10 protein-coding genes and 2 pseudogenes are annotated in these 12,239 nt (G+C 37.6%); all 12 read right to left on the bottom strand.

The window, feature by feature from the left end; all coding sequences use genetic code 11:
- Window positions 1-28: 28 nt before the first annotated feature.
- The 12 genes and pseudogenes from OWR28_RS08930 to OWR28_RS08875 all read right to left on the bottom strand — a co-directional run bounded on the left by OWR28_RS08930 (window position 29) and on the right by OWR28_RS08875 (window position 12,041).
- Window positions 29-442 carry a hypothetical protein gene (locus OWR28_RS08930; protein ID WP_332386309.1) on the bottom strand — a complete coding sequence of 138 codons (414 nt, stop codon included), beginning with the start codon at window positions 440-442 and terminating at the stop codon, window positions 29-31.
- 8 nt (window positions 443-450) lie between these two features.
- Window positions 451-1,548 (bottom strand): annotated as a pseudogene (locus OWR28_RS08925) (RHS repeat-associated core domain-containing protein); the annotation flags it as partial.
- Window positions 1,549-3,190: 1,642 nt separating this feature from the next.
- A pseudogene (locus tag OWR28_RS26920) lies at window positions 3,191-3,457 on the bottom strand (RHS repeat-associated core domain-containing protein); the annotation flags it as partial.
- Between the two features lie 52 nt (window positions 3,458-3,509).
- Window positions 3,510-3,851, bottom strand: coding sequence for an STM3941 family protein (locus tag OWR28_RS08915; protein ID WP_332386308.1), 342 nt, complete (start codon window positions 3,849-3,851; stop codon window positions 3,510-3,512).
- A complete protein-coding gene (locus tag OWR28_RS08910) occupies window positions 3,851-4,039 on the bottom strand; it encodes a hypothetical protein (RefSeq protein WP_332386307.1) in 189 nt (62 codons plus the stop codon). Before OWR28_RS08910 ends, OWR28_RS08915 begins: the two co-directional genes overlap by 1 nt.
- Window positions 4,040-4,049: 10 nt before the next feature.
- Window positions 4,050-4,610 (bottom strand): hypothetical protein, encoded by a 561-nt coding sequence (locus OWR28_RS08905; protein WP_332386306.1) that lies wholly within the window; start codon window positions 4,608-4,610, stop codon window positions 4,050-4,052.
- A gap of 89 nt (window positions 4,611-4,699) precedes the next feature.
- On the bottom strand, window positions 4,700-6,769 hold the full coding sequence (locus OWR28_RS08900; protein WP_332386305.1) for an RHS repeat-associated core domain-containing protein: 2,070 nt from the start codon (window positions 6,767-6,769) through the stop codon (window positions 4,700-4,702).
- Complete coding sequence (locus tag OWR28_RS08895) at window positions 6,691-7,725, bottom strand: DUF6443 domain-containing protein (protein WP_332386304.1); 1,035 nt, start codon at window positions 7,723-7,725, stop codon at window positions 6,691-6,693. Before OWR28_RS08895 ends, OWR28_RS08900 begins: the two co-directional genes overlap by 79 nt.
- 12 nt (window positions 7,726-7,737) lie before the next feature.
- Window positions 7,738-8,841, bottom strand: a complete 1,104-nt coding sequence (locus OWR28_RS08890; protein ID WP_332386303.1) for an RHS repeat domain-containing protein — start codon at window positions 8,839-8,841, stop codon at window positions 7,738-7,740.
- A 178-nt stretch (window positions 8,842-9,019) separates the two neighbouring features.
- A complete protein-coding gene (locus OWR28_RS08885) occupies window positions 9,020-10,435 on the bottom strand; it encodes a hypothetical protein (RefSeq protein ID WP_332386302.1) in 1,416 nt (471 codons plus the stop codon).
- A gap of 5 nt (window positions 10,436-10,440) precedes the next feature.
- A complete protein-coding gene (locus OWR28_RS08880) occupies window positions 10,441-11,310 on the bottom strand; it encodes a T9SS type A sorting domain-containing protein (RefSeq protein ID WP_332386301.1) in 870 nt (289 codons plus the stop codon).
- Window positions 11,307-12,041 carry a hypothetical protein gene (locus OWR28_RS08875; protein ID WP_332386300.1) on the bottom strand — a complete coding sequence of 245 codons (735 nt, stop codon included), beginning with the start codon at window positions 12,039-12,041 and terminating at the stop codon, window positions 11,307-11,309. Before OWR28_RS08875 ends, OWR28_RS08880 begins: the two co-directional genes overlap by 4 nt.
- Window positions 12,042-12,239: the final 198 nt, after the last annotated feature.

The following is a 12,239-nucleotide window of genomic DNA, read 5'->3' as shown; positions in this document are numbered from 1 at the left end:
AATACTTTATTATATTTATTAATACATTTTAAGAACATATTTTTGCAGTAAATAAACAGATAAAAAAATTAGTTGTAATACAAATAGTAATTACCCAAACAATAGTAGTTCCTTTTTGATTTTCTTTTTCAGATAATTTATCAAATTCTTTGTTATACGTTTTCCATATGTCTGTACGTATAAAAGAAAAATAATTAATAATAGAAAAAACGACAAGAGAAGTCAATAAAATAGGACTAATCGTATCTATATTTAATTTTTTATCATTAATAATTGAATAATAATTCAAAAAAGAGCCTACAATCCAAAGTTCAAGAGTGAGAATTACTAACCCAGCTTTAAAATCAGTCCAAAACGCACCTCCTACCATTTCAGAAGTATATTGGATTGATTTATAAACTTTATAAAAAAGATAATAATATGCTTTTTTTATTTTTTCCATAATTATTTTTATTTCGGTTCATGGGCTCCAAACACATTGATTCTATAGGGTCCTGCCTGATTAAATCCTTGATCTAGTTTTCCTTGAACAAAATTGCTATCATTAAACATACCTGGCCAACCTCCAGGATAAAAACTATCTACCCCAAAATATACTGTACTAAGAGATGATCCTATTGATCCACCCCAATTGCCTAAAGCTCCAAATCCTGTATTTATAAGAGCTTTTCCCAATGACACTTGACCAGTTGCCATTCCACCTATATCACTTATAACACCTATTCCAAAGGAAAAATGGCCGACAAATCTTGCTGTTCTTGCAATATTAGAAACAGGTTGTGTTGCATCAGTCATCGCCATCTTACCAAATTGGCTTAGGTTTCTACCTGTAAGTTGATAATTCCCAGCGATTCCTCTCCTAATGCCTTTTGAATACATATTATGAGAGTCAATAACTCCTGCAGTACCACTCAAAACTCCTGCAGTACCAAAAAACCAGTTTCCCTTTCCTGCAAGGCTATACCAATCATTTGACACATTCTCTACAAGTTTCATCATATGCGCAATCATTTCCTGAGCTGTTGTAGCATCTCCCAAAGCTCCTCCTGTCCACCAGTTCATATAACCGTTTCGGTTTTTAAACGAGAAATCTCCTCCGTTTTGTAAAGATTGCATCAGATCTGCGTAGGCCTGTGTCTGTCCAAAAGTAGTTCCGGTTCCGGTATACCCAAACCCTCCAAAATCAGCAGAAGTACCACCGCTTCCGTTAGGAACTTTCTGGTGAGGATTAAAACTGCCTCCCGCCATCTGCCACATATAAGAACCTTCTACCAAGTGATTTTCCATCCCTTCGTAAGGAACAGGTACCGCTTTTCTTCCGTCAGGATCGATAAAGCTTATTGGATTGTTTAAAGCATAGGCATAAGGTGAAAATCTTCTTGATGTTTCAGCCAACGGATCTATTACTCCCCATCGTCCGATATCCGACATATACATTCTGGCCCCGTAATCATTCCAGCCGGTTTCCTTTTGTAATTCTTTCCCGTTGTACTGGTAATTGTAGGCAGGATTTCCAGTTAAAAAGGTATAGCCCTGATGCTTTAAACCAAAGGGATAATAATTGTTTTCTTCAAGAACTTCTGCATTGCCACCTACATTTTTAAGTTATATTCAAAAATTAGAGCATTGAAATCCAATGCCCTAATTAGCTATCAAAATTTTGGAATATTATTAATACTATAAGTTTTTATACAGATTTACTATTTCCAAAAATCTTCAATAAGATTGGTGAAAGACCTACTGAAACAATTAAGAATAATCCTAAATTTGATATATTCAATTTATTAGGAAACATTACCATTAACATTAGCCATGTTAACATTATACCAATCATTGTATAACCATAAATCTTAGCTGATTTAGTACTATACCAATTGTATTCAACAATCGAATCATTACTCCTTTTTTATTCTGCATAGTAATAATTTCAATTAAATCTTCTTTAAAATCTAAATAATTTCCACTATCTTTTTTAGGAATATTCAAAAAAATTTTATAAGACTTAAAGACTAATCTACATCCATAAAATGTTTCAGTTTCACTAAAATTATAATTACGAATATCTATTATATCAATTTTTTTATTGTTAAAAAAATATAATCATCATCCAAAATTATATTATATGTAAATGTACAATTATTTTTAATTAACATAAAGCTTAAAGCTGATAATGCAAAAAGTACAATCGCAGGAAAAATCCTTGGATTATAATAAATAGAAGTTAGTATAGTTAATGACATTACTAAAACAAAAGAAAAAGACATAAGCAATATCAGTCTTTTATTGAAAAATTTTTAAATTTATATTTTTTCATTTAATTTTTTTATGGATACCAAATTGTAGATTTTCTACCAATGCTCTTATCTAACTGATCACTTACTCCAAACATATAGTCTGCTACTCCATAAATTGCAATCCCTGCAAGGATGGCAGGAGCTGCTGCAACTATAACAGGAGCTGTGGCAAATGTAGCAACAGCTGTTGCACCTAATAGACCAAGATTTACAATTGAATGGGCATCCCAAGTATCAGTTCCAAATTCATATAATGTTACCCCAGCAGTTAATGCTGTACCAACATAGCCTAATCTTTTAGATATTTTACCTACAGATTTCATAAATCCTTCGGTTGATCTTAAAATCTTTCCTGCTCTAATACCACTAACTGCTGAAAGAAACGTTGAAGCGTTTATTTTGTTTATGTTAGATAATTTATTATACTCATCTATTATCATATTAGCATTTCCTAATTGTCCATTTAAGTGCTTTTCAGTGTCTTTAAAAAAATCTTCCGTTTGATATTTCATTAAAGAATGACTTGCACTTTCTATATCATTCGTAAGTCCTAATAAACCATCTCCAGCGATCTTTAACATATGGCCCATCATTTCCTGAGCTGTTGTAGCATTTCCCAAAGCTCCTCCTGTCCACCAGCTCATATAACCGTTTCGGTTTTTAAGCGAGAAATCTCCTCCGTTTTGTAAAGATTGCATCAGATCAGCGTAGGCCTGTGTCTGTCCAAAAGTAGTTCCGGTTCCGGTATACCCAAACCCTCCAAAATCAGCAGAAGTACCACCGCTTCCGTTAGGAACTTTCTGGTGAGGATTGAAACTGCCTCCTAACATCTGCCACATATAAGAACCTTCTACCAAGTGATTTTCCATTCCTTCGTAAGGAACAGGTACCGCTTTTCTTCCGTCAGGATCGATAAAGCTTATTGGATTGTTTAAAGCATAGGCATAAGGTGAAAATCTTCTTGATGTTTCAGCCAACGGATCTATTACTCCCCAACGTCCGATATCAGCCATATACATCCTGGCACCATAGTCATTCCAGCCGGTTTCCTTTTGTAATTCCTTACCGTTGTATTGATAATTGTAAGATGGGTTTTCGCCTACGTTATTATATCCCAAATGCTTTAATCCAAAAGGGTAGTAGTTGTTTTCTTCAAGAGCTTCATTAGGGACTCAATACTCTAATCTATAATAAACATGCTTAGAAATAGCGCTGCTACTTATTTTTATATTTATGATAAAATTTAAGTATTGTACTTTCTAATTCATCAAAATTAAATGCTAATGTATTTGAAGAAATTGAAATAGGAGTTCCATATGTTTTAAGAGTTCTCCTTAACAATTTCTGTTTTGTAGTATTTTGATTGTTTATATATTTATTAGGATCTTTTACATTAATAATTAAAAATTTTGTAGATACAACGCTAATACTTTTTATTGATGTAATATCATCCCATAAAATCATTCCTACACTAACGTAGCTAGAATTATCAATAATTCCTTTTTCGTTAATAACAAGATTAAATTTACTTGAAAAAATACTTTTTGATAAAAACATTAGGCAAATTCCAAAAATAATATTGCTGCAATACCTGTAATACGTATAAAAGAAGTATTCCTAAATATTGTGGATAAGAATTTATCAGGGTTAATTGCTAGCCACCCACCTAAACATATAAATATTAGTGAGCCTAATAGCATTAAGGTCAATTTTGTATTGCTTCCTTTTATTTCAATTGAATCCATTTTTATTTTTCTATTTGATATTATCTGCTTTATTTAAAAAACCGTCAGCCCAGCCTTCTGCAATCTCTCCTCCCCAAAATCCGCCAACAATACCTCCAACTACACCTCCTATTGCGGCTCCAACAACTGTTCCTTCTGGACCGACAAGAGTTCCTATAATTCCTCCAACTTTACCTAATGCCCATGCTCCTGCTGCTGCGCCTGCCATTCCTCCAACTACACCAGCTGATGCCACCTGAGATCTAACTCCAAACTTCCCACCATCTTGATACATACCATATCCTATTTGTCCAGCACTAATTGCATAGCCTACATAACCAGCTCTTTTGGCATATTTTCCAAGCATTGTAGTAGTTCGCACATAATCGCTTCTTAACCCTATTAACGATCCTCTAGCTCTTCCTGCGTATGCAGTACTTCTCATTTGTCCAAGATTATCAACCCAATATCCGCTATTATATAATGCTGTTCTCTGTTCAGCAAGGTATTTAAATCCTCCTCCAACAGTACTGGCCCCCCAATCTGCCCAGTTTTTATAGGCATCCCAAGGTGTACCGGCATTAAGTTTCATTCTATGAACAACTAATTCTTGTACTCCAAACTCTAATTTTCCATCTACAATTCTACCATATCCTAATTCATCACCATCTGTCCACCAGCTCATATAGCCGTTGTTGGTTTTGAGGAGAAATCTCCTCCGTTTTGTAAAGATTGCATCAGATCTGCGTAGGCCTGTGTCTGTCCAAAAGTGGTTCCGGTTCCGGTATACCCAAACCCTCCAAAATCAGCAGAAGTACCACCGCTTCCGTTAGGAACTTTCTGGTGAGGATTGAAACTACCTCCCGCCATCTGCCACATATAAGACCCTTCTACCAAGTGATTTTCCATTCCTTCGTAAGGAACAGGTACCGCTTTTCTTCCGTCAGGATCGATAAAGCTTATTGGATTGTTTAAAGCATAGGCATACGGTGAAAATCTTCTTGATGTTTCAGCCAACGGATCTATTACTCCCCAACGTCCGATATCAGCCATATACATCCTGGCACCATAGTCATTCCAGCCGGTTTCCTTTTGTAATTCTTTCCCGTTGTACTGGTAATTGTAGGCAGGATTTCCAGTTAAAAAGGTATAGCCCTGATGCTTTAAACCAAAGGGATAATAATTGTTTTCTTCAAGAACTTCTGCGCTGCCAGCTGAGGATCTGGAGTAGCTTACCCGTACATTTCCCAAATGGTCGGTATAGCTGTAAATATACTTATTATTTTCAAAATTATAATAGCCTTCTGCAGTGGGAATAAATTTCAAAACAAGAGGTCCTGCTCCTTTTTTGCTTGTTGTGGTTTCATACTGAAAGCCATCAAGGTATTCAGTAATATCGGATGTAAGTTCTGTGGCAGTTCCCAGGGGATCAAAAGGAGTGTAGTTATACACTTTCTTTACTTTTGTTCCGTCTGCACGGTAGGTATAGATTGTATTTTCATTAATGATGCCTGTACGTGTTTGTAATCCCTTATCAAATTTTATATAATCCGGGAGGTTCAGGAAGTTATAATCAATCTGCAATACCCCTTTGTCCTTATGGCTGGCCATGTTTCCATTGTCATCATAAGAGATCATATTTCCGGATATCTCAGAATAACCGTTGTAATTAGTGGATATATCGGTAACTGAATTCAACCTGTTCCCGGTATAATTGTAGGTAAGATCATCCATAAGGGCAGCCATTCCTGACATTCCTGTATTTCTCTTAAGCGAAGTGATATTGCTTCCGGAATCATATTCCACGGTCTCATTATACAACCCATTCTGCGGTGCAGAGGCATTAGGTTCAGAATAAATTCCTTTCTTTAGCCTGTTTAAAGCATCATATTGGTAATTATACTGCCTTAACACATTATCAGTAGAGGTTTTCCAGCTTACTTCCGTTATATTCCCGTTATATTTTGCCGGGGAATTGGCGGTATTCTGCGGGTTGGTATATTTCAGTTCAAATCCAAACAGTTTGGTTCCCAGCTGTGCCGGATCGTTCAGTTTGGTGAGCATGCCCCGGATATCATAGGCATAATCTATACTTTGCAGGTTGTTTCCAACTTTTTTGTTGCTGATCTGTGAAAGCTCATTATATGTATTTTCCGCCAGCAGTTCCTGTGGCTGGCTGCCTACCTGGTGCCATTTCTTTTTAAGGCGGTTTTTACTGTCATATTCATAAACCTGGCTGATGATTTTCTCTGTATCGGCACTGACTCTTTTGTGATACACCTTGGTTTGTTTCACAACGCCTGCAAAATCAAATTCTGTCTCTGTTTTTGTGTATCCGCCAAGATGATTGATAGAATAAGCACCGATAGCCATGCCTTTGGTATTATAGTAGGCATAGTTTTTAGTCCAGTTATTATCTTCAATATTTTTGATAAGGCTAAGGGTGAGAAAGCCTTTTGTGCTGACAGGAGTTGCATCAGTGATAACATTTTGCCCCAATATGGCTGCCGGAAAAGCAGGATTGAAACTGTAAGCGGGATAGGTATCATAATAATTGACACTTAATACGGTGATATTCCCGGTTGGAAAAGCATTCTGAGTATAGAAAACCTGCATTCCGTTTGCGGTAAATGAAGTATCACTCCTTGATTCATTATTTTCAGCATTTACCGTCACATTGTTGATCGTATTCTGCAGGGTAAGCCGGGAATCATCACTCGAAAAAAACCGGAATACAGCACTCTTCCCCATTTATCATACCTGGTAAACATCCATCCTTTGGCAGAAAAAGTATTGTTCACGGTTCTCAGTTTAGCATCCTGTGTCATAATTACCCTGTCCTGCTGATCATAGATGATGTATTCCCAGCCTTTACCGGGAAGCTTTTTCTCTACCTGCCTTCCCTGGGAATCATAATGATATTGATAACACAGGTTATCCAGCACAGCAGTGGTAAGGGGTGCTGAAGCAGACATCCCGGCAGATGCCAGCGGAGGTATGACATAGGCGAGGTTTCCGAACTCATCATAGAGATAATACGTATCTATGGGTTTTGTTCCGTCGTTTTTCCTTACCAATACGGTTTTACCAGAGCCGTTTGTAAACTCAGTGGTAGTATTGCCGTCTCCATCTGTTGCAATGCTCTTTGAAAGCTGATTGGGAGCATAATCAGGATTGTAGCTCAACGTATAAGAAGTAGCATTGTTCACCCATGAGGTAACAACAGTTATTTTTCTGACCTGATCTCCGGAAGCATTTCCGGAAACGGCAAGCTGTAAAGGGTGGGAAGCCCATGCATTTCCTGCGGGAATCACCTGTTTTACCTGTCCGGAGATATCATTCTGAAATATTTTTTCGGAATATATTTTCTCTGATCCATACACAGCGCCTGCATTGGACAGCGGAGAGGAATAAATAGCTCCGCCCTGTGACCCTTGCTGGGGTACAGGAAGGAAACTTTTTACCTGTCTGTCATAATTGTCATATTCCATATGCTGAACAATATCTTTTCCGGAAGGAGTCGCTCCGATGGAAATTACCTGTTTATTTCTTCCGAATCCATCCACATACTGAACAGCCTCACTTTTTTTGGTACAGGTTTCATCCAGGCAGTTTTTGCTGTATATATAATTTTCTGTAGTGCTCAGTGTCTGGGCATCTATAAACAATGCCAACCCTAAGCTTGCTATTGATAATATTCTTTTCATGATCATGAGTTTTTATTGCTTATAGTTATATTGATATGTTTTCAGTATTTTGCCGTCCTGGTCCGTTACCTTCTCAAGCCTTCCGGCTTTATCATAGGTATACGTTTCTTTTGCTCCGTTAGGGGCTGTTACAGAAGTCATCCCTGTGAAGATATCCCAGGTATAGGTAGTAACGTTGAAGTCTTTCACTGTACTGCTGGTCCGCAGGTTTTCAAGAGCCGTTTTCAGAGCTCCTTCATTTTCCGGAGTTGCAGAATTGGAGGCGGTTACTGCATTCTGTACGGCAGGCAGTGAAATAATCTGAGCATAGGAAGCGCCCTCAATTTTTGCAATAGGTTGGGTATTGTTATATCCATATACAACAGCGGTCGGAATTCCTTTAGGCGTTTTGGTTTCCACGGGATTTCCATAGCTGTCATAATTACTGAAAATTACTTTCGTCTGTGCTGACTGATTCTGCATTTCATATGAATTCACAGAGGTTACCTGAAGTGATGCGGGATTATCATATTTGGTTTCTGCTTTACTGACGAGTTTTCCGTTTATTTTTATTTCCGTATTTAAAGGAGCAGAAAGGATACGGGCATTTACCAGTTTGGTATTATTAAGCTCAGAAGAGTATTTGATGTTTTTTTCAGTTACTGTTCCATCCGGAGTTGTCACTTTTGTATATAGCGGCTCGAAATTAACCGGACTGTAAATGACCTCAGAACTGTTTTCCAATGCGGACCCATCGCTGAAAAATGTTTTTGAAGTTGTCTTTGCAGACTGTGTCCAGGATGATCTGCTTGTCGTTCCGTCACATAGGGTATATTCAGGTGCGTTATTGATTTCAGTAAGTACATAATCCGTATTTTCATTTGAAATCAATTGGTTCTGCGCATTATAGACTTCTTTCTTATACAGTAATCCTCCTGAAACGATATTATAATGAGGTCTTGTCCCATTCCCTGCAAAATCTTTTGGAGTCTTGAAATAATACTGGGTATAGCCAAGATTGTTATTAGAATCTCCATAGATTTCTTTCACATTATTATATAAAATTACAGAATTCAGGTAATCATATTCCTGAGACTGGCAGGTTTCCAGTGTAAAATAGTCTCCACTTGAGTTCAATGCATTGTCAAACGCATTATATTCATAGTTAATACTTTTTTCAGGATATTATCATCATAGTATTGTATTGTTTTTATCCTTGCTGCAACATCTACTTTTTTAGCATTTCTGTAAGGCGGGGGATCTGTCTGGATCATCCCGATGTGAAAATCCCCATTTCCAAAGCCGGTTTTTATTTCTATCGTATAGGTTCCGGGGTTACCAGATATCGGTCCGGACTTCCGTTGCTGGAGATCACGGTGCTCCCTTTTTTAATAACATAGGTAATCTGGTAATTATAAGTGTCAGGATTATCATGAATACCAAGAGTGTATTGGTCTTTATAATACACTTCGGAATCTTTGCTTACAAAGACGGCCCGGGGAGCATCTATCTGGAAAGTGTAAATGCGGCTGGTATTGGTGTCAAAAAACATTGGATTTGAAACAAACCGCTGGATTTCAGGATATTTAATTGTATAATTATCGGCATCTGAGTAATTGACAGCAGTGTAGATTTCATTGGCATCATATTGATACCTGATACGACCTCCTTCTGGCAGCTTCATTTCTGTTAAAGTTCCTATCATTTGTGAAGAAGAATTTAAACTCCCATACTGAAAAGAATAGCCTTCTAATGTATTCTGGTTCTTATCAAGCCTGTACAAGCCGGAAAGAATCCTTTTTTCCTGTGTCTGATCGCTCGTCATATTCATGGTTCCATAATCAAATCTATATTTGGAAACCTGTCTTCCTGAATTATCGAGTAAAGCAATACTCTGTATTTTGTTGGGATCACTGCTTCCGTGATCCTCCCAATACGGCTCATAAACATTTTCAAAGCTGATTTTTCCAAAGATGGTTGTGACTGTTGCCAGGTTACAATTCTGATATTTTACAAATGTTCCGCTATACCTGGTGTCTTTCTGATAGGTAAGCGTTACAATTTCAATATTATTTTCATCCAGAATTTTACTCAGATAAAATGCAGATCTGTAATTGGTGTTATAGCCATCCCTCGAAGCAAGACTGTAATTATCATATATATATTTAAATCCTTTATCATCTGTTATTTTAAATGATTCGAGGATAAGGGTTGCTGTATTGGCAGTTCTGGTAAATTCTATTTTAACATTATTTCCTGAGAGATTATTAAGCGTAAAGGTATTGTTTATCGTATCTCTTACAAATTTAAACTTCCCTGAACTTCCCGGTAAATAGTAATGATATACATCATCGAAGGCATTCTTCTTATAATCAGGTTTGGTGATATTATCATATTTTTCATCAAGCTCATTGTTGATCACCCTGGAAATAAGTCCTACTTTTGAAAGTGACCATCCTAACCCCGTTTCTCCAGCCGGTTTTCCTAAACCAACATTATAGATGTGATAGTTCAGTCCAACAGGAATACTAAGATTCTTATTGCTTGTGGGTAATGTAAACAAGGGCACGGATATTTCCGGAACCCCGGTAGCTAATGAAACGGGAGTATTGGAATAAGAAGCAAAAGAAGAAGCCGAAGGTACCGGATCAGGAGTGGTACCGAAGTTTCTTTCTATCTGAGCCTTGCCCGATCCATACACTAAAATAAATAGTAGTAATATTTTTTTCATTGTATTTATTTCTTAATTAGTTTAGCATTCGCCGTTTTATTGTTATCCGTTTTTATCGTCACCAGATAGGCTCCCTGAACCAAAGCCTGGGTATTAATTTTAGTCACTTTATTCTTCGTTTTAATACTCTGAAGCTGTCTTCCACTCATATCATACAACAGAATATCAGCCTCTTTAAAATCAAAACCGATTTCTATGTAAGCATAATCTGACACCGGATTCGGGTAGATCTTGATATCATATTTTTCAATTAACTGATCAACCTGCTTGTCCCCAAGCTTTACGATCTTCCAGTTCTCTTTACCCAGCTCTTCAGCACTGGTTCCGGCCAGAACAATAGAACCATCCCTGTTGAGTTTTACATCAGAAAGTCTTTCTTCCTTCTTTCTGGATTCTCCTTTGACGTGTTTTCTCCACTGCTCATTGCCATTCTGATCCAGATACAGCATCCAGAAGGTTTCATCATCCGTTTCTATTCTTCCTTCCGCCTGGGTATAACCGCCCAGCAGAATGCCTTTAGAACTCCCGTTTCCGTCTTCCTGCTTCCCGCTTATTACACTCATTCCCATCAGGATATCCCGGTTACCCAAATTGTAAGATTTCTGCCACTGTTCATCACCTCTTTCATTCAAGGAAATCAGCCAAAGGTCTGTTCCTTCTTCAATCCCTACGGTTTTATTTCCTGACCTTTCCGATCTGGATTCCCCGCCAATGATAAAGCCGGTTGAAGTTAAAGCAAGGGTTCTGATATGGTCATCACCTTTTCCTCCGAAATTCTTTTCCCATTCTACTTTTCCGTTTTTGTCAAGCTTTACGATCCAGTAATCGCCTTCGCCGAAGTTGCTGCTGGCTTTGGAATAAGAGTCGATCTTCACGCCACTTCCAGCTTCCCGCTTCCCGCCTTTACTTCAGAACTTCTCGAATAAATACCCAGTAATGCTCCGCCGTCTTTGGTTGGAATCATTTTTTCTACTTCATCCAAGCCTTTTCCTCCTAAAATTACCTGTGAGAGTTCTTTTCCATTTTTATCGATTCTGGTAATCCAGACATCTTTGGAACCGTAACCTCTTGAAGAATTCTGTACATTTCCGGCAACAAAGAATCCTAAATCTGTAGTCTGAATAACTGCCCTGGCTTCTTCATCGGAAGTACTTCCTAGTGTTTTCTGCCATAATTCATCCCCGAATTCATTGATTCTGACCAGCCAGATATCTGATCCTCCTTTGGAATCCTCTTTTTTATCCAACCCTTTTCCTGAATAGCTGGTACCAGCTAAAAGAAATCCACCGTCCTGTGTGGTAACCGTTGCAGAGAGATAATCATGGTTTTGTCCTGAGAAGTATTTTTCCCAGACCTCTTCTCCCTGCTGGTTCAGTTTGATAAGGTGAAAATCGTAACCGTTGTTCTGCTTACTTCCAGCCTCCGGCTTCCCGCTTCCTGACTGTATGGAACTTCCGGTGATAAGATACTGCTGATCAATGGTAGTGGTAACCTGGCTTAGGAAATCCTGCGTAGAGGATTGGATATCTTTCTGCCATACCACTTCCTGGGCATGCATACCCAGGGCTGTACATAAGATGAATGCACTGAGAGAGATTTTTTTCATTCCCGTGTTTTTTAAGTTAATATTGTTTTGTTTTTATAGATCATGGATACATCCAATTCTTTAATGAAGAGGTTGTTTAAACTTTTATCATCATTATTTAAACCACAAAAGATTTAAACCACAAAAGGCATAAAGTTTTAAATACTTCAATTTTTTCAGAGCCCAACCTTATGCATAATAAGTACACGTAAGTTTTCT

It is taken from the genome of Chryseobacterium sp. 1B4 (assembly GCF_036631475.1).
Classification (GTDB): Bacteria; Bacteroidota; Bacteroidia; order Flavobacteriales; family Weeksellaceae; genus Chryseobacterium.
Note: the sequence above shows the minus strand (reverse complement) of the source record. Positions and strands in the feature narration are given on the sequence as shown.

Excerpts from the sequence above, each read along its gene's own strand:
- OWR28_RS08930 (WP_332386309.1), bottom strand. The coding sequence starts at position 442 with ATGGAAAAAATAAAAAAAGCATATTATTATCTTTTTTATAAAGTTTAT.
- OWR28_RS08915 (WP_332386308.1), bottom strand. The coding sequence starts at position 3,851 with ATGTTTTTATCAAAAAGTATTTTTTCAAGTAAATTTAATCTTGTTATT.
- OWR28_RS08910 (WP_332386307.1), bottom strand. The coding sequence starts at position 4,039 with ATGGATTCAATTGAAATAAAAGGAAGCAATACAAAATTGACCTTAATG.
- OWR28_RS08905 (WP_332386306.1), bottom strand. The coding sequence starts at position 4,610 with ATGAAACTTAATGCCGGTACACCTTGGGATGCCTATAAAAACTGGGCA.
- OWR28_RS08900 (WP_332386305.1), bottom strand. The coding sequence starts at position 6,769 with ATGGGGAAGAGTGCTGTATTCCGGTTTTTTTCGAGTGATGATTCCCGG.
- OWR28_RS08895 (WP_332386304.1), bottom strand. The coding sequence starts at position 7,725 with ATGAAAAGAATATTATCAATAGCAAGCTTAGGGTTGGCATTGTTTATA.
- OWR28_RS08885 (WP_332386302.1), bottom strand. The coding sequence starts at position 10,435 with ATGAAAAAAATATTACTACTATTTATTTTAGTGTATGGATCGGGCAAG.
- OWR28_RS08875 (WP_332386300.1), bottom strand. The coding sequence starts at position 12,041 with ATGAAAAAAATCTCTCTCAGTGCATTCATCTTATGTACAGCCCTGGGT.